Origin of the sequence: Neorhizobium sp. NPDC001467, from assembly GCF_050275975.1 — a bacterium.
Lineage (GTDB): Bacteria > Pseudomonadota > Alphaproteobacteria > Rhizobiales > Rhizobiaceae > Neorhizobium.
This window is the reverse complement of sequence record NZ_JBNNPS010000011.1, coordinates 63,532-79,936: the sequence shown is the minus strand read 5'-3', so window position 1 is coordinate 79,936 and position 16,405 is coordinate 63,532. Positions and strand designations below refer to the sequence as shown.

General features: G+C 60.6%; 17 protein-coding genes and 1 tRNA gene. 5 read left to right on the top strand and 13 right to left on the bottom strand.

Annotation, left to right across the window (positions count from 1 at the left end; genetic code table 11):
• Positions 1–75 precede the first annotated feature (75 nt).
• Positions 76–828, bottom strand: coding sequence for a phosphatidylcholine synthase (gene pcsA / locus ACQKKX_RS18175; protein WP_427572706.1), 753 nt, complete (start codon positions 826–828; stop codon positions 76–78).
• A gap of 139 nt (positions 829–967) precedes the next feature.
• Here pcsA and ACQKKX_RS18170 point away from each other — a divergent pair, with 139 nt between their 5' ends.
• Positions 968–2,179 (top strand): UbiH/UbiF family hydroxylase, encoded by a 1,212-nt coding sequence (locus ACQKKX_RS18170; protein WP_427572634.1) that lies wholly within the window; start codon positions 968–970, stop codon positions 2,177–2,179.
• A 32-nt stretch (positions 2,180–2,211) separates the two neighbouring features.
• Here ACQKKX_RS18170 and ACQKKX_RS18165 read toward each other — a convergent pair whose 3' ends face one another.
• From ACQKKX_RS18165 to ACQKKX_RS18150, 4 genes are all read right to left on the bottom strand, one after another.
• Positions 2,212–2,970, bottom strand: coding sequence for a cytochrome c biogenesis CcdA family protein (locus tag ACQKKX_RS18165; RefSeq protein WP_427572632.1), 759 nt, complete (start codon positions 2,968–2,970; stop codon positions 2,212–2,214).
• A gap of 316 nt (positions 2,971–3,286) precedes the next feature.
• Positions 3,287–3,808 carry a DUF3597 domain-containing protein gene (locus ACQKKX_RS18160; protein ID WP_427572631.1) on the bottom strand — a complete coding sequence of 174 codons (522 nt, stop codon included), beginning with the start codon at positions 3,806–3,808 and terminating at the stop codon, positions 3,287–3,289.
• A gap of 209 nt (positions 3,809–4,017) precedes the next feature.
• A tRNA-Lys gene (locus tag ACQKKX_RS18155) sits at positions 4,018–4,093 on the bottom strand.
• A 102-nt stretch (positions 4,094–4,195) separates the two neighbouring features.
• Positions 4,196–4,456: a DUF2171 domain-containing protein gene (locus ACQKKX_RS18150; protein WP_427572629.1), complete on the bottom strand. Its 261-nt coding sequence runs from the start codon at positions 4,454–4,456 to the stop codon at positions 4,196–4,198.
• A 211-nt stretch (positions 4,457–4,667) separates the two neighbouring features.
• Here ACQKKX_RS18150 and ACQKKX_RS18145 point away from each other — a divergent pair, with 211 nt between their 5' ends.
• The 3 genes from ACQKKX_RS18145 to ACQKKX_RS18135 are packed head-to-tail and all read left to right on the top strand — an operon-like array spanning position 4,668 to position 7,881.
• On the top strand, positions 4,668–5,963 hold the full coding sequence (locus ACQKKX_RS18145) for an efflux RND transporter periplasmic adaptor subunit (RefSeq protein WP_427572704.1): 1,296 nt from the start codon (positions 4,668–4,670) through the stop codon (positions 5,961–5,963).
• Between the two features lie 6 nt (positions 5,964–5,969).
• Positions 5,970–6,686: an ABC transporter ATP-binding protein gene (locus tag ACQKKX_RS18140; protein ID WP_427572627.1), complete on the top strand. Its 717-nt coding sequence runs from the start codon at positions 5,970–5,972 to the stop codon at positions 6,684–6,686.
• Positions 6,676–7,881, top strand: a complete 1,206-nt coding sequence (locus ACQKKX_RS18135) for an ABC transporter permease (protein WP_427572625.1) — start codon at positions 6,676–6,678, stop codon at positions 7,879–7,881. The genes ACQKKX_RS18140 and ACQKKX_RS18135 overlap by 11 nt, the downstream gene beginning before the upstream one ends.
• Before the next feature lie 159 nt (positions 7,882–8,040).
• Here ACQKKX_RS18135 and sufA read toward each other — a convergent pair whose 3' ends face one another.
• From sufA to ACQKKX_RS18095, 8 genes are all read right to left on the bottom strand, one after another.
• Positions 8,041–8,433: a Fe-S cluster assembly scaffold SufA gene (gene sufA, locus ACQKKX_RS18130; RefSeq protein ID WP_427572624.1), complete on the bottom strand. Its 393-nt coding sequence runs from the start codon at positions 8,431–8,433 to the stop codon at positions 8,041–8,043.
• Between the two features lie 73 nt (positions 8,434–8,506).
• On the bottom strand, positions 8,507–8,881 hold the full coding sequence (locus ACQKKX_RS18125) for an SUF system Fe-S cluster assembly protein (RefSeq protein ID WP_206825510.1): 375 nt from the start codon (positions 8,879–8,881) through the stop codon (positions 8,507–8,509).
• A 15-nt stretch (positions 8,882–8,896) separates the two neighbouring features.
• Positions 8,897–10,135, bottom strand: coding sequence for a cysteine desulfurase (locus ACQKKX_RS18120; RefSeq protein ID WP_427572703.1), 1,239 nt, complete (start codon positions 10,133–10,135; stop codon positions 8,897–8,899).
• 181 nt (positions 10,136–10,316) lie between these two features.
• Entirely contained in the window at positions 10,317–11,591 is a 1,275-nt protein-coding gene (gene sufD, locus ACQKKX_RS18115) for a Fe-S cluster assembly protein SufD (RefSeq protein WP_427572623.1), read from the bottom strand.
• A 22-nt stretch (positions 11,592–11,613) separates the two neighbouring features.
• A complete protein-coding gene (gene sufC / locus ACQKKX_RS18110; RefSeq protein WP_427572701.1) occupies positions 11,614–12,369 on the bottom strand; it encodes a Fe-S cluster assembly ATPase SufC in 756 nt (251 codons plus the stop codon).
• Positions 12,362–12,619: a hypothetical protein gene (locus tag ACQKKX_RS18105; protein ID WP_427572621.1), complete on the bottom strand. Its 258-nt coding sequence runs from the start codon at positions 12,617–12,619 to the stop codon at positions 12,362–12,364. The genes sufC and ACQKKX_RS18105 overlap by 8 nt, the downstream gene beginning before the upstream one ends.
• A 3-nt stretch (positions 12,620–12,622) precedes the next feature.
• Complete coding sequence (sufB, locus tag ACQKKX_RS18100) at positions 12,623–14,092, bottom strand: Fe-S cluster assembly protein SufB (protein WP_427572620.1); 1,470 nt, start codon at positions 14,090–14,092, stop codon at positions 12,623–12,625.
• 180 nt (positions 14,093–14,272) lie between these two features.
• Entirely contained in the window at positions 14,273–15,439 is a 1,167-nt protein-coding gene (locus tag ACQKKX_RS18095) for a cysteine desulfurase family protein (RefSeq protein WP_427572619.1), read from the bottom strand.
• A 224-nt stretch (positions 15,440–15,663) separates the two neighbouring features.
• Between ACQKKX_RS18095 and ACQKKX_RS18090 the strand changes: the two genes are divergently transcribed.
• Positions 15,664–16,341 (top strand): alpha/beta hydrolase, encoded by a 678-nt coding sequence (locus ACQKKX_RS18090; protein ID WP_427572618.1) that lies wholly within the window; start codon positions 15,664–15,666, stop codon positions 16,339–16,341.
• Positions 16,342–16,405 lie beyond the last annotated feature (64 nt).

The following is a 16,405-nucleotide window of genomic DNA, read 5'->3' as shown; positions in this document are numbered from 1 at the left end:
TTCGTATCAACGCCTAAAAAACATTCAAGCTCTTTTTTCAGTCATGCACAACCGCAAACCGGCAGGCGCTTAGACCTATTCCTGCGCACCGAGCTTGGGAAACATCTGCAACACGCCGCCGATGAGGTAAAGGTAGAGGCCGGTAACGACCACGCCCCAGACCAGCCAGGCCGGGCTTTCGAAATGCAGGAGCAGCGCGTAACCGCTCAAAACACACCAGACCAGGAAAATTGCCAGATTGAGCGGTCGCAGCCGCCTGACGCGCACCGGATGCAGAAAATTGATCGGCAGGAAAGTGAGGAATACAGAGACGGCAACGATGATCATCGCGGTCGTGGCACTTGGCTGGATCACGAACAGGGTGAAGATCACCATGTTCCAGACCACCGGAAAGCCCGAGAAGAAATACTCGTCGGTCTTCATGCCGGTATCCGCATAGTAGATGGCGCTGGAAACCACGATCATGCCTGCCGCCACGAACGACCAGGGCTCGCCGATCATGCCGCTCTTGTAGAGCGCAAAAGCGGGTAGAAGAACGTAGGTGACATAGTCGATGATATTGTCGAGCATGTCTCCCGACCAGTTGGGCAGCACTTCGCGCACGCGCACCTTCCGCGCGATCGGACCGTCAATGCCATCGATGAAGAGCGCCAGGCCCAACCACCACCACATATCGACGAAGCGGCTTTCGGATGCGGCGACAACGCCTAGAAACGCGAAGAACGACCCGGATGCCGTCAGAATGTGAACCGAGAAAGCGCGGATTTCCGCGTAGGGAACCTTGCGGTAGTTGAAAATGCGGCGGATCAAAAGGTCTTCCCCACTCATCTGGTCAAGAGAGCGGTATGCGGCCAATCCGGCGCCATTGCAACCGCCTCGATGCCGGCCCGCTTCAAAGCGTCAAAATCGCTTATGGATAAGTGCCCACCGAAAGCTTAGATGAGGGCAAGCAACAAGGAGGTCTGCCATGGGTAATGTCGAGATAGCCGTCGTTGGGCACGGGTTGGCTGGAAGCGTGGCGGCGCTGGCTCTTGCCCGCAGCGGTCGCAAGGTCGCGCTGATTGGCCCGGCGAAGTCCGGCGATGACAAGCGTACGACCGCGCTGATGGATCAGTCCATCCGTTTCATGGACCGTCTCGGCCTGTGGCACCAGATCGAACCGTCTGCGGCGGGCCTCAAGACCATGCAGATCATCGACGGCACGCAGCGCCTGCTGCGCGCACCCCCGGCCCAGTTCCGCGCCGCCGAACTCGGCCTTGCCGCTTTCGGTTACAATATTCCGAACAGTGTGCTGTCTGAGGTTCTGGAACGGGCGATCGCGTCCGAAGCCAATATCGAGCGTCGCGACACGACGGTTGAAACGGCTGAACCATCCGCCGACCATGTCACGCTGACGCTCGGCGATGGAGAGATCCTGACGGCAGCCCTTGCCGTCGGCGCCGATGGCCGCAACTCGATCCTGCGCAATAGCGCGGGTATCGACATCCGCAAATGGGCCTATCCGCAGTCGGCCGTCGTTCTCAATTTCGCGCACGAACTGCCGCACGGCAATGTCTCCACGGAATTTCATACCGAGACCGGACCCTTTACCCAGGTACCCCTTCCCGGCCTCCGCTCGAGCCTCGTCTGGGTCGTGACGCCGCAAACCGCCGCGCGCCTCATGGCCCTGCCGCTCGACGAACTTTCGCTGGAGGTTGAGCGCCGCATGCAATCCATCCTCGGCAAGGTCGAGGTCGAAGCCGGCGCCCAGGGCTGGCCGCTTTCCGGCCTGATGGCGAAACGGTTCGGCCGCGGCCGCATCGCCCTGGTCGGCGAGGCTGCCCATGCTTTCCCGCCGATCGGCGCTCAGGGCTTCAACCTCTCTCTTCGCGATGTGATGGCGCTGGCCGATCTTGTCGGCAATGCCGACGGCAGCGCCATTGCCGCCGATACCGGCGACCGTTTCGAACGCCGCCGCCGGCCTGACATCATGACCCGTACTTTCGGTGTCGATCTGCTCAACCGCTCGCTTCTGTCGGACTTTCTGCCCATGCAGCTTGTCCGGGCCGGCGGTCTTCATCTCCTGTCCGGCATCGGTCCGTTGCGAAACCTGCTAATGCGCGAGGGCGTGGAACCCGGCCGCGGCCTGCGTGATCTCATGACCATGTTCAAACCGTCATGGATGCGCAAGCGCGCCTGAATGGTGACCGAGGCACCATGAGAGGTCGCGGTTTATCCGATCTGGCTGAGGATCGGGAAGGTCTGCTGGAACCAGATCGCCATGTCGGAAATGAAGCCGAGCAGAAAGGCGAGACCGGTCGCAACCAGCAAGCCACCCATCACCTTCTCCACGGTGCCGAGATGGCGGCGGAAACGGCTGAGGAAACGCATGAAGGCGCCGGAAAAGCCGGCGGCGATCCAGAACGGCACGGCAAGGCCGAGCGAATAGACGGAGAGCAGCGCAGCCCCCTCGCCCACCGTGTCCCGCGAGGCGGCGACGCCCAGAATGGTGCCCAGAATCGGACCGATGCATGGCGTCCAGCCGAAGGCGAAGGCGAGCCCCATGACATAGGCGCCGGACAAGGTGGCCGGCTTGCCACCGCTTTGGAACCGCGCCTCGCGCGCCAGCATGCCGATCCGGAAAAGCCCCAGAAAATTGAGGCCCATGATGATGATGATCACGCCCCCGATTTTTGACAGGACATCCAGATGCTGGCGCAGCAGAACGCCGATCGAGGATGCGCCAGCCCCGAGCGCCACGAAGACGGTTGCAAAACCCAGCGTGAAAAAGAAGGCCGAAAGCAGGATTGCCCGCTTGGTTTCGGGCCGCACGACAACCGGTCCATCTCTGCTGCCGCCGCGAAACTGCTCCACCGAAACGCCAGCCATGTAACAGAGATAGGGCGGCACCAGCGGCAGAACGCAAGGTGACAGAAACGACAGCGCGCCGGCGATCAGCGCGCTCATCAGGGAAATTTCGGCAATCGACACGCAATCGGCTCCAGAACGGAAATTCAGGTCTTCCTAGCCCCGGTGACGTCCGTTTGCCAATCACCTTTTGCGGCGCGTGCCGCCCCGCCAAAATACGTGGAATCGGGAACGGAGAGCCGAGGGCATGAACCCATAAGCCAGCCCGGCGTTCTGCGTAATCGGCTGCTGACCGCGCCCGACCCGGAATGAGCCCCAGCTAAGCGCAGTGCCGGCGTTCAACCGCGCATTCGCAGCGTGTCCGGCGCGTCGCTGGTGTCAAACGCAACAAGCCCGCACAAAGGCGGGCTTGTTTTGGAATGTCGGAGAGGGTTAAGCCTCAATCCAGGAGCTCGGCCGGGACCTTTCCGCCGTTTTCAGAAAGCTTCTTCAAGAGCGCCTTATGCAGCCAGGTGTTCATTTCGGCGGAACCATCCTTCTCGCCGGCATAGCCAAGTTCCGTGGCCAGTTCCTTGCGTTCGGCAAGGCTCGCATCCATGCCGAGGGCCTTCATCAGATCGACGATCGAGTGCTTCCAGTCGAGCTTCTGGCCGCTCTTGCTGACGGCAGCATCGAGGATCGGAGCAATGTCGACCTGGGTGCCCGCGGTCGTGGCAGATGGCGTCTGTGCGGTCGTGGCGGATGGCGTTTGTGCCGGTGCCGCGACAGCGGGTGAAGAGGCGCCGGCGGTCGCAGGCGTCACCGGCGCGGTGCCCCCTACCGGGGCCGAGTTTGTCACCGACGGTTCGCCGCCAGCCGTCGAAGGCGCGGAAGCCGATGGCGTCGCGGTCGCAGGCGTGGCGGGCGTCGCCGCCTGTGCATGTCCCCAGATGGCGTCCTTGATCTTGCTGAAAATGCTCATTGTTGTGTTTCCTCGTAACGTCCCGTCAAGATTGACGGCGTCGGACAACGAGTTTTTGGCAAGTTCCGTTCCGCGGCAGTTTGCGTGGGGTACACCAGCGAGACTTCGGCCCACGAGGGCCAATCGAAGAACCGGCTGACGAAGCCGGAAGTCGGAAATTTTGCCAAGAAACGATTTCGCCGGTAAGTATCTGCTTTTACAGAGGTTTTTGGTGAGAGCGCAGGGGTTCGAACCCTGGACCTACTGATTAAAAGTCAGTTGCTCTACCGGCTGAGCTACGCTCTCCCACAGGCGCGTCTGGCGGCGCCTCGAAAGTGGGCGGAACATAGGCAGACGAACCCGGGTGGTCAACCCGGGTTTTCTGCAAAAATGTCATCTGTCCCGGACTTAGTGAACGGATTTGCCGTTTTCTTCTTCCTCGAACAGGACGGCGGCATCGCCATTGGCGGAAAGACGCACGACATCGCCTTCGACCTCGGCCACCAGACCGAGTGAAACGAAATGGTGGTGGCCCTCATGCTGGCCTTCCCCCGCATCCTTCTTCGTCAGCTTGATTCGGTCGCCTTCGATCCGATCGACCGTCCCCACATGAGCGCCGTCAGCACCGATGACTTCGGCATGTTCCTTGATATCGCTTGCATTGATCATGACGATCTCCTTTTCGTTTGCGCGATGACAACGCAGAAATCGTCGGAAGGATGCATCGAGTTCCCGGCTCGTGTCGCGCGACCGATTCTTACCGAGAATTCATTAGGTTTCGCCGCATAGCTGTGTAAAGCCATAGCCGAAAACGGGCCTGCGCCTGGGCGACGGACGTCGTATCGGCGCGCAAAAGGCCACAAGGAGACGAGCGTTGAACATCGCCAACAAGCCGGACCCCGCTAACAAGGTCGTCACCACCCCAGATCTTGCCGCCATCCTTGCTCAGGCGGGCGGACGGAAAAGGGGCGCGCGCCGGTTTGTCTGGGCCTTCGCGCTGCTTCTCGTCATAGGCGGTGGATATGCAGCCTCCGGTTATTTTGCCGGCAGCGGCCCGCGTTACGAATACACGACCGAGGCACTGAAGACCGGAGCCCTAAACGTCGTCGTTACCGCAACCGGTTCCGTGCAACCGACCGATCAGGTCGATGTGTCGAGCGAACTCTCCGGCACGGTGCGCAAGGTCAACGTCACCTATAACAGCGCCGTGAAAGCCGGTGACGTGCTGCTGGAGCTCGATACCAACAAACAGGAAGCCGATGTGCAAAGCGCACGTGCGCAGCTCGCTTCCGCAAGGGCCAATGTGTTGAAGGCGGATGCCGAACTGGCGTCCGCGAAAGTATCGCTCGACCGTCTCACCAATCTCGTCAACAGCCGGATCTCCAGCCAGCAGGATCTCGATTCTGCGCGTTACGCCTACGAATCGGCTGAGGCCACCAAATCAGTCAACGAAGCCTCGGTCCTTTCCGCCGAGGCGAGCCTGCGCCTCGCCGAAGTCAATCTGTCCAAGCTTCAGGTCATCTCACCGATCGACGGTGTCGTCCTGACCCGCGATGTCGATCCCGGCGCCACGGTCGCTTCCTCGCTCAACGCGCCGGTTCTCTTCACCATCGCCGGCGACCTGAAGCGGATGGAACTGCAGGTCTCGGTCGATGAGGCGGATGTCGGTCAGGTCCGGGAGGGGCTGGACGCAACATTCTCCGTCGACGCTTATCCGAACCGGAAATTTCCGGCCCGGATCGAAAGCGTCCGTTTCGCCTCCGAAACCGTCAACAATGTCGTTACCTACAAGGCGATCCTGACGGTCGACAATGCGGATCTGGTGCTGCGCCCGGGCATGACCGCCACGGCGGACATCACGGTCGAATCGCTTGAGGACACGCTGCTCGTGCCCAACGCTGCCCTGCGCTACTCCCCGCCGGTGCAGCAGAGTGCGCGCGGAGGAAACCCGCTGACACGCCTGTTCAGCCCGCCCCGCCGACCGCGCGGCAACGGTCAGGGCGATACATCCGCTCAAGGAGATGGGAGCCGTGTCGTCTGGGTGCTGAGAGACCGCGCGCCGGCACGCGTGCGCGTGATGACCGGTGCCACCGACGGCCGGTTCACGGCGGTCAAATCCGGAGAACTGAAGGAAGGCGATCTCGTCATTACCGACGCCAGCGCCCGCAATGGCTGAATGCGCATGACAGTCGATCCGCTTATAGAGTTCAGGGACGTCTCGAAGTTCTACGGACGTGGGGAAGCGACGATCCGTGCGCTCGACCATATCGATCTGTCGATCCGCACCGGCGAATTCGTGGCCATCATGGGCCCGTCCGGTTCGGGCAAATCGACGGCCATGAACATTCTCGGCTGCCTCGATACGCCATCCTCCGGCGACTACGTTTTTCAGGGCGTATCCACTGCCGGTTTCGGCCGTGAGCAGCTGACGCTGCTGCGCCGTCACATGCTCGGCTTCGTCTTTCAGGGTTTTAACCTGCTCGCCCGCACGTCGGCGGTTGAAAATGTCGAGCTACCGCTCGTTTACCGCGGCATGGATGCCCGCCAGCGACGTCCGCTTGCCATGCGCGCGCTTGCGCAGGTGGGCTTGACCGGTCGCGAGGGCCACACGACGCAGGAACTTTCCGGTGGCCAGCAGCAACGGGTCGCCATTGCGCGCGCCATCGTTACCAGCCCGGCCGTGCTTCTGGCCGACGAGCCGACCGGTAATCTCGACACGCGCACCAGCATCGAAATCATCAATCTGTTGACCGGTCTCAACCGCGATCACGGCATCACCGTTATTATGGTGACCCATGAAGAAGATATCGCCGCCTACGCCAAGCGCCTGATGCGCTTTACCGACGGCCAGCTCGTTGCCGACGAGATGCAGGAAAGAGGCGCCGCCCATGTTCCTTGAAACGACGAAGCTTGCCTGGCGAGCCATCAGCCGCAATCTCCTGCGCTCTTTCCTGACCGTGCTCGGCGTTGTCATCGGCGTGGCGGCGGTCATCGCCATGGTCACGATCGGCAATGGCACGACGGCACAGGTCCGCCAGGAATTGTCGCGGCTCGGCACCAATACGCTGTTCGTGCGTCCTGGACAGTGGGGACCCGGTCGCGCCAGTTCGGAGGCGAAAAGGTTCGTTGATGCGGATGTGGAGGCTATGCGCAGCCAGATCGGTGGCCTGCGGGCCGTCGCCCCGGTCAATCGCGGCACGGCTACCGTGATTGCCGGCGGTGCGAACCATTCCACCAGCGTCATCGGGACGACCAACGACTATCTGATCGCCCAGGACTGGGACATGGCGCTTGGCCGAACCTTCGAACCGACCGAGGATCGCGGCAGCCAGGCGGCCTGCATCATCGGTGAAACCCTGCGCAAGGAACTGTTCGGATCCGCCAACCCGGTCGGTCAGACCATCCGGGTCAGCAATGTCGCCTGCCCCGTCGTCGGCGTTCTCGCCAGCAAGGGCCAATCTGGCATGGGCGACGACCAGGACGACACCGTCATCATGCCGCTGAAACTTCATCAGCGACGCATCGGCGGCACGACGACGATCAGTTCGATTACGCTTTCCGCGCAGGACGGCGTCTCGACGACCAAGGTACAGACCGATGTTCAAAACCTGCTGCGCGAACGCCGCCGCATCGCCATCGGCCGCGACGACGACTTTTCCGTCAACGACATGACCCAGATCGCCTCGGCAATGACGGGAACGACCGTGCTCCTGACCGGGCTACTTGGCGCGGTCGCTGCCGTCAGCCTTCTCGTCGGCGGTATCGGCATCATGAACATCATGCTCGTGTCGGTCACGGAGCGCACTCGGGAAATCGGCATCCGGTTGGCCATTGGCGCTGTCGAACGACAGGTGCTGACCCAGTTTCTGGTGGAGGCGGTCATGCTGTCGGTCTTCGGCGGCGCGACGGGCATCCTGACGGGCGTGGCGCTGGCCTATGGCGTCGTGACCTACATGAGCGTGCCATTTGTGCCGAGCCCCACGATCATCGCGCTCGCTTTCGCGTTTTCGGCAGCGATCGGCATGGTGTTCGGTTATTTTCCGGCCCGCCGTGCCGCCCAGCTCAACCCGATCGAAGCGCTGCGCCACGAATAGAAAAAGGGCCTCACGGCCCTCAGATTGATCAAAAACGTTCCGATTACTGACTTCGTCATCCTAGGGCTTCTCCCTAGATTCTAACCCCGCCAAAAATATCAGGGAGTTGCAGATCCTGTGCACAAGCCCGAGGATGAGCGAGGTGAAGTTTCCGTCTACTCAGACAGCTGACGCCTGACCTTCGCGGCTCTTTGCCAAAGCGGCGAGATCAGCCGCCTTCAACTCGACCGATTCGCCGCAGCCACAGGCAGACGTCTGGTTCGGGTTGACGAAGGTAAAGCCGGAGCGCATCTGGGTCTGCTCGAAATCCATCTGCGTGCCGAGCAGGTAGAGCACGGCCGAAGGCTCGATCCATACGCGCGCGCCGGAGAACTCGATCAGATCGTCCTTGGGGTTCGGCTCAGTCACGAGGTCGACGGTATATTCCATACCGGCGCAGCCACCTTTCTTGATCCCAACGCGAATACCCTTGGCATCCGGACCGGAATTGGAAACGATTGCGTTGACACGCGCCGCCGCCGCCTCGGTCATGGTCATCACTGCAAAGCCCATCGGCTCATTCTCCTTGCGCATCCGGGTTCAAGGCCCGGTGATTTGGCAAATGTAGTCTCAGCGCTCCAGCCGATCAATACCAGCCGACCGCCACCTGCGCCTCTTCCGACATGCGCTCCGGTGTCCATGGCGGATCAAAGGTCATCTCGACCTCGACGCCGGACACACCTTCGACGGCGCCGACCGCATTTTCCACCCAGCCCGGCATTTCGCCGGCCACCGGGCAACCCGGTGCCGTCAGCGTCATGGCGATCTTCACCATGCGGTCGTCTTCAATGTCGATCTTGTAGATCAGGCCGAGTTCAAAAATGTCGGCCGGGATTTCCGGGTCGTAGACGGTTTTCAGCGCAGCGATGATATCGTCCGACAGGCGTTCCAGCTCGTCTGCCGGAATGGCGGACTCGATGATGCCTTCACGGGCATCCCACTTTGGTATGTCTTGGTCCATGGCCTTCAAAAATCCTCAGGCAAAGAAACTGCGCGCATAGTCGAGCGCATCGGCAAGCGCATCCACTTCGGCGCGTGTATTATACATGCCGAACGATGCGCGACATGTGGAGGTGACGCCAAAGCGTTTCAACAGCGGCATGGCACAATGTGTGCCTGCCCGCACCGCCACGCCACGGCGGTCGATCACCATCGAAACATCATGGGCATGGATCCCGGCCAGCTCGAACGAAAAGATTGCGCCCTTGCCGGGTGCATTGCCGATGATTCGAAGCGAATTGATCGCTTGCAGACGCTCGGTCGCATAGGCGGTCAGGTCCGCCTCATGACGTGAAATCGCCTCGCGGCCGATCTTTTCCATATAGTCGAGCGCATAACCCAGTCCGATCGCCTGCACGATCGGCGGCGTTCCGGCTTCGAAACGATGCGGCGGATCGTTGTAGGTCACGAAATCCTCGGCCACATCGACGATCATTTCGCCGCCGCCCATGAACGGACGCATCTCCTTCAGCCGCTCTGTCTTGCCGTAGAGCACGCCGATGCCCGACGGACCGTAGAGCTTGTGGCCGGTCATCACGAACCAGTCGCAATCCAGGTCGCGCACGTCGATCGGCATATGCACGGCGCTCTGCGAACCATCGACCAGAACCGGAATACCGCGCTCATGGGCAATGCGGCAGATTTCCTTGATCGGAACCACCGTGCCAAGTGCATTCGACATATGGGTGATGGCGACGAGCTTGGTCTTCTCCGTCAGCGACTTTTCGAACGCCTCGATATGAAAGGCACCCTCGTCATCCACCGGTACCCAGACCAGCTGTGCTCCCTGGCGCTCGCGAATAAAATGCCACGGCACGATATTGGAGTGATGCTCCATGATCGAAATGACGATCTCGTCGCCGTCGCCGATCTTCGGCATGCCGTAACCGTAAGCGACCGTGTTGATCGCTTCGGTCGAGTTCTTGGTGAAAACAATCTCGTCGACCGAACCGGCATTCAGAAACCTGCGCACCTTTTCTCGCGCGGCCTCGTAGGCGTCGGTGGCCGCATTCGAAAGGAAATGCAGGCCGCGATGCACATTGGCGTATTCGTTGGAATAAGCGTGGCTGATTGCGTCGATCACCGATTGTGGTTTTTGGGCCGAAGCGCCGTTGTCCAGATAAATCAGCGGCTTGCCATGCACCATGGTCGACAGGATCGGGAAATCCCGCCTGATGGCATCGACGTCGTAAGTGGCTTGTGTGGTGTGGTCCATTGCAGACCCTTTCATCTCGTGCTCCTTCGAAGGAGCCGTGCAGAAGGCCTTAATACAGGAACAAGCACTCCCTCTTGTTCCGCGTCATCCTCGGGCTTGACCCGAGGATCCAATCACGTCGCACCCTGCTCTACCGTCGTGGATGCTCGGCACAAGGCCGAGCATGACGATGGAGAGAATATCAGGCGTGCCTTTCCAGCCAGACGGAGATGATGCCTTCCAGTGCTTCCACCAGAGCTTCGTCTTCCAGTTCCTCGACGATCTCGGCTACGAAAGCGTTGACCAGCATGGCGCGTGCCTTGTTTTCCGGAATGCCGCGAGCCTTCAGGTAATAGAGGTGGTTGTCGTCGATATCGGCAACCGTCGCACCATGGCCGCACACCACGTCATCGGCAAAGATCTCGAGTTCCGGCTTGGCCGAAAAATCGGCGTCGTCCGACAGCAACAGCGTGTTGCACGACATCTTTGCATCGGTCTTCTGGGCGTCGAGCGCGACCTTGATCATGCCCTGGAAAACGCCGCGGGCGCGATCGAAGACGACATTGCGGAACACTTCCGTCGAACTCGTATGCGGCACGTTATGTCCGAGCACCAGCGTCACGTCGGTATGGGTATCGCCACCCAGAAGGTTGACGCCGCGCAGGGTCAATTCGGCATTCTCGCCGGCCACATCGATGCGCAATTCCTGTCGCACCAGCTTGCCGCCGGCATTGATGACGAAGAGTTTCAGCTTGGCGTCGGCGCCAACGCGAATGCGGATCTGGCCAAGATGCGTGTCATCCGCGCCCTGCTGCTGGACGATGACCCAGGTGACGTCAGCGCCGTCTTCCAGCGAGATATCGCTGACCGACGATACGAAGGCCGCCCCTTCACCGGCAGCCGCATGACGTTCGATCACGGTTGCCGTGCTGTTGGCGCCGAAGCTGACAGGGAAGCGCGTATGAACCTGACCGCCGCCATGGATCGCCTGTATCTCGATCGGCGTCTCCAGATTTGTACCGGCCGGCACTTCCAAAACATAACCGTCCCGCACGAAGCTGCCGTTGATGCGGCCGATGGCATCGTCGGCATCGATGACGGAAAGGCCCGGCGCTGCCGTACCTTCCCGCAGCATGTCGGCAAAAGCGCCCACGACAACGCCGTCCACCGTTGCCTTGGCATCGACCTTGCCCTGCAGTGCCGCAAGGACCGGCGAGCCCGCAACAAAGGGCGCGCGCGCGTCGACGACGGCTGTACTGGCTTCCGACGGAACCGCACGCAGCAGAGCCTTGAGATCGGTATAATGCCAGGCCTCGATCCGACGGGTGGGCAGCCCCCTCGTCTTCAGGTCATCGAGCAGGCGGTCGCGTGCGCTGGCCACCGCGCCATTGCCCGGCATGTCGCCGAAGGACGATGCATAGGCCTCGATCAGCGCGCTTTCCGCCACGCTCAAGCGGGGTTGGGTCTGGGTATCCATTGTTTTTAAAACCTCCCGCCGATCAGGCTGCCGCGCCGATGATGTCGGCGTAACCGTTGGCTTCCAGCTCGAGCGCCAGGTTCTTGTCGCCGGAGCGGATAATCTGGCCCTTGTAGAGAACGTGGACGCTGTCCGGCACGATGTAATCGAGCAGACGCTGGTAGTGGGTGATGACGATCGTAGCGCGGTCCGGCGACTTCAGCGCGTTGACGCCATCCGCCACGATCTTCAGCGCGTCGATATCGAGGCCGGAATCGGTCTCGTCGAGCACGCAGAGCTGCGGCTGCAGCAGCGCCATCTGCAGGATTTCGGCGCGCTTCTTTTCGCCGCCGGAAAAACCGACGTTCAGCGGACGCTTCAGCATGTCCATGTTGATCTTCAGTTCGCCCGCCGATTCCTTGACGCGGCGCAAAAATTCCGGTGTCGTCAGTTCCTCTTCGCCACGCGCCTTGCGCTGTTCGTTCATCGCCACTTTCAGAAACTGCATGGTGGCGACGCCCGGAATTTCCACCGGGTACTGGAAGGCAAGGAACATGCCCTTGGAGGCGCGTTCTGCCGGGTCGAGTTCAAGAATGCTCTCGCCGTTATACAAGATGTCGCCCTCGGTGACTTCGTAGTCCTCGCGGCCCGAGAGGATGTAGGACAGGGTCGACTTGCCGGAACCATTCGGGCCCATGATGGCAGCGACTTCGCCGGCCTTCACGGTGAGGTTCAGGCCGCGGATGATTTCGGTGCCGTCTTCGGCGATACGGGCGTGCAGGTTCTTGATCTCAAGCATCTTTTTCATCTCTTGATTTGTTTTTTCTTCCGTAAAGGAAGCGATCCATCATTTTGTCGCCGACAAGCTCAGGCGCGGCCCAGATAATTATGAGTACGACGACAAGTGAAACAGCTCCGATGGATTTGGCCAAAGCCCAATCAGCTATCAGACCTGCAAGTCCAACAAAAAGCCCAATGCAGCAGTTGAACATGGTCAAGAGCATGACCTTCATACCTACCGTCATATCGGGCTTTTTGTCTCGGTCCATTCGTTACCCCACACTACCCTCGAGCGAGATGCCGATCAGCTTCTGCGCTTCCACCGCAAATTCCATCGGCAGTTCCTGAATGACTTCCTTGACGAAACCATTGACGATCAGCGCGATCGCCTCTTCCGTCGGAATGCCGCGCTGCAGGCAGTAGAACAACTGATCTTCGGAGATCTTCGAGGTGGTTGCCTCGTGTTCGAACTGCGCAGACGAGTTCTTCGCTTCGATATAGGGCACGGTGTGCGCGCCACAACGATCGCCGATCAGCAGCGAGTCGCACTGGGTGAAGTTGCGGGCATTGCTCGCCTTGCGGTGGGCTGAAACCTGGCCACGATAGGTGTTCTGCGAAACGCCGGCAGCGATACCCTTGGACACGATACGGCTCGACGTGTTCTTGCCGAGATGGATCATCTTGGTGCCACTGTCGATCTGCTGGTGGCCGTTGGAAACGGCGATCGAGTAGAACTCGCCGCGGCTCTCGTCACCGCGCAGGATGCAGGACGGGTATTTCCAGGTGATCGCCGAACCGGTTTCCACCTGTGTCCAGGAAATCTTGGAACGGTCGCCACGGCAATCGCCGCGCTTGGTGACGAAATTGTAAATGCCGCCCTTGCCTTCCTTGTCGCCCGGGAACCAGTTCTGAACGGTCGAATACTTGATTTCGGCATCGTCCAGAGCCACGAGCTCGACGACCGCCGCGTGCAGCTGGTTTTCGTCGCGCTGCGGTGCGGTGCAGCCTTCCAGATAGGAGACGTAGGCGCCTTCCTCGGCAATGATCAGCGTGCGCTCGAACTGGCCGGTGTTCTTCTCGTTGATGCGGAAATAGGTGGACAGTTCCATCGGGCAGCGAACGCCCTTCGGCACGAACACGAACGAACCGTCGGTGAACACGGCAGCATTCAGGGTCGCGTAGAAATTGTCGGTCGTGGATACGACGGAGCCAAGGTATTTCTTGATCAGCTCGGGATGCTCGCGGATGGCTTCCGAGATCGACATGAAGATCACGCCGGCCTTTTCGAGCTCCTTCTTGAACGTGGTCACGACCGAGACCGAATCGAACACGGCATCGACGGCCACCTTGGATTTCTGCACGCCGGCAAGAAGCTCCTGTTCGCGCAGCGGAATGCCAAGCTTTTCATAGGTGCGCAGCAGCTCCGGATCGACCTCGTCGAGCGACACCGGACCGGTGATGTTCTTCGGCGCGGCGTAGTAGTAGAGATCGTTGAAGTCGATCTTCGGATAATCGACGCGCGCCCATGTGGGCTCTTCCATGGTCAGCCAGCGGCGATAGGCGTCGAGACGCCATTCGAGCATCCAGTCCGGCTCCTGCTTCTTGGCGGAGATGAAACGGATAATGTCTTCAGACAGGCCCTTGGGTGCCTTGTCGACTTCGATGATCGTTTCGAAACCGTATTTGTACTGGTCGATATCGATCCCGCGGACCTGATCGATTGTTTCCTGAACGGCAGGCATCACATTCTCCAAATCTGGCCGGAATAAAGGGTCCGGCAGCTTGTCTTTATCTGGCGGAACTCCGCCCTCATGTAGGCGCCAGAAGGCGGTTTTAACACCTCCTGGCAAGTGCAAAATTCGCGTTTCCGCAAATCATTCTAAACTGACGCATCGCCTTCTCGGCGAGGACCCATGCTCGGCCTATGCTGCCTTGCCTGGAAGCCGCCGCCGGCCCGCCACCTTGGCAAATGCGGCGATGGCACGTTCGATATCGGCCTCGGTCGTGGTGGGCCCGAGCGACATGCGCAGTCCACCCAGCTTCGGATCTCGCCCCATCGCGGTCAGCACATGGCTTTCACCGACGCGCCCGGATGAACATGCCGATCCGGCCGAAAGCGCGATGCCTTCAAGGTCGAAACCGATCTGGCCTGTTTCCGATTTCAACTCCGGCAGGGTGAAAAAGCAGGTATTGGCCACCCGCTCCACATCGCTGCCGTGAACGATAACGTCGGGCGCAGCCGCGCGCATCCCTGCCTCCAGCCTGGCGCGCAGCGCGGATATCCGGCTGCTGCGCTCACCCAGTTCCTCAAGCGCAATCTGGGCGGCGGCCCCGAAACCGACGATCGCAAAAAAGTTCTCGGTGCCGGACCGGTGGCCCTTTTCCTGCCCACCGCCGCGGATCAGCGGTTTCGGCATCAGCACTTCGCCCCGGGTCACCAATGCACCGACACCCTTCGGCCCGCCAATCTTGTGCGACGAGAGGATCAGGAAATCCGTATCCAGCGCGTCGATGTCGAGCGGCAAACGCCCCGCCGCCTGGACGGCATCGACGACCATGAGGCCGCCATGCGCATGCGCCAGTTTCGCGACGTCGGCCACCGGCTGCACGATACCGGTCTCGTTGTTCACCAGCATGACGGCCACCATCGGGAGACCGGTTTCATGATCATGGGCGCAGAGCATCGCCTGCAACGCCGCCAGATCGACGATGCCGCTGCCGGTCACCGGTATCTCGCGCACCTTGTCGGCAGCAAAGCGTCCGCCCTCACGGACGGCCGGGTGCTCGATCGCCGAGACGTAGAGCGCGCCGATCGTCAGCGGCGCGCGGCCCATCCTGAAATCCGGGGTGAGAACGTGATTGGCGGCCTCGGTGGCGCCACTGGTAAAAATCACATGGGCCGGCTCGGCCCGCGCAAGCGATGCGACAGAGCGGCGCGCCTTTTCCAGCGCCGCGCGCGCCGCACGGCCTTCCTTATGCACGGAGGAAGCATTGCCCGGCAGCGACAGCGCATCCATCATGGCAAGACGCGCCTCGTCGCACAAAGGCGCGGTCGCGTTCCAGTCCAGATATGTGCGATCAAGCGCCATGACGTGCCATTGCCCGCTGCGGTTCAGTTTCTAGATAGGCAGTGTACGGCGCATTTTCCTTGAAATTTTCGCCGGCATTGCCGTATGAGACACCCAACCGGGGCCGTCTCGACGGAGGCCCCATTTTCGAATGGTTCTAAACTGTTTCTAGAAAAGCTGAGCGGCTTCGTCAAGTCAAAGCACGCTAAAACAGTTGACAACCTGCGACACTGACCGGAGTACCGATGCCCGAAGTCATTTTCAACGGCCCTGCCGGCCGCCTGGAAGGCCGCTACCAACCTTCCAAGGAAAAGAGCGCGCCGATTGCGATCATCCTGCACCCGCACCCCCAGTTCGGCGGCACGATGAACAACCAGATCGTCTACCAGCTCTTCTACATGTTCCAGAAGCGCGGTTTTACGACACTCCGGTTCAACTTCCGCTCGATCGGTCGCAGCCAGGGTGAATTCGATCACGGCGCCGGCGAACTTTCGGACGCAGCCTCCGCGCTCGACTGGGTGCAGAGCCTGCATCCCGATTCGAAAAGCTGTTGGGTCGCGGGTTATTCCTTCGGCGCCTGGATCGGCATGCAGCTCCTGATGCGTCGCCCGGAAATCGAAGGCTTCATGTCGATTGCGCCGCAGCCCAACATCTACGACTTCTCTTTCCTGGCACCCTGCCCCTCGTCTGGTCTCATCATCAATGGCGATTCGGACAAGGTCGCGCCGGAAAAGGATGTCAACGGTCTGGTCGAAAAGCTGAAGACCCAGAAGGGCATTCTCATCACCCACAAGACTGTCGAAGGTGCAAACCACTTCTTCAACGGCCAGGTGGAAACCCTGATGGGTGAATGCGAGGATTATCTCGACCGCCGCCTCAATGGTGAACTGGTGCCGGAACCGGCCGCCAAACGCATTCGCTGAACCACGGCAACTTCGTTAGAAACACGCACGGCCGCCTTCGGGGCGGCCGTTTGCGTTTGCCGTT

Bases quoted from the DNA above. Each gene is read 5' to 3' on its own strand.
- pcsA (WP_427572706.1), bottom strand. From the start codon at position 828: ATGAGTGGGGAAGACCTTTTGATCCGCCGCATTTTCAACTACCGCAAG.
- ACQKKX_RS18150 (WP_427572629.1), bottom strand. From the start codon at position 4,456: ATGATCAATGCAAGCGATATCAAGGAACATGCCGAAGTCATCGGTGCT.
- ACQKKX_RS18140 (WP_427572627.1), top strand. From the start codon at position 5,970: ATGACAGTCGATCCGCTTATAGAGTTCAGGGACGTCTCGAAGTTCTAC.
- ACQKKX_RS18160 (WP_427572631.1), bottom strand. From the start codon at position 3,808: ATGAGCATTTTCAGCAAGATCAAGGACGCCATCTGGGGACATGCACAG.
- sufC (WP_427572701.1), bottom strand. From the start codon at position 12,369: ATGCTTGAGATCAAGAACCTGCACGCCCGTATCGCCGAAGACGGCACC.
- ACQKKX_RS18170 (WP_427572634.1), top strand. From the start codon at position 968: ATGGGTAATGTCGAGATAGCCGTCGTTGGGCACGGGTTGGCTGGAAGC.
- sufA (WP_427572624.1), bottom strand. From the start codon at position 8,433: ATGGGCTTTGCAGTGATGACCATGACCGAGGCGGCGGCGGCGCGTGTC.
- ACQKKX_RS18125 (WP_206825510.1), bottom strand. From the start codon at position 8,881: ATGGACCAAGACATACCAAAGTGGGATGCCCGTGAAGGCATCATCGAG.
- ACQKKX_RS18135 (WP_427572625.1), top strand. From the start codon at position 6,676: ATGTTCCTTGAAACGACGAAGCTTGCCTGGCGAGCCATCAGCCGCAAT.
- ACQKKX_RS18105 (WP_427572621.1), bottom strand. From the start codon at position 12,619: ATGGACCGAGACAAAAAGCCCGATATGACGGTAGGTATGAAGGTCATG.
- sufD (WP_427572623.1), bottom strand. From the start codon at position 11,591: ATGGATACCCAGACCCAACCCCGCTTGAGCGTGGCGGAAAGCGCGCTG.
- ACQKKX_RS18095 (WP_427572619.1), bottom strand. From the start codon at position 15,439: ATGGCGCTTGATCGCACATATCTGGACTGGAACGCGACCGCGCCTTTG.
- sufB (WP_427572620.1), bottom strand. From the start codon at position 14,092: ATGCCTGCCGTTCAGGAAACAATCGATCAGGTCCGCGGGATCGATATC.
- ACQKKX_RS18090 (WP_427572618.1), top strand. From the start codon at position 15,664: ATGCCCGAAGTCATTTTCAACGGCCCTGCCGGCCGCCTGGAAGGCCGC.
- ACQKKX_RS18120 (WP_427572703.1), bottom strand. From the start codon at position 10,135: ATGGACCACACCACACAAGCCACTTACGACGTCGATGCCATCAGGCGG.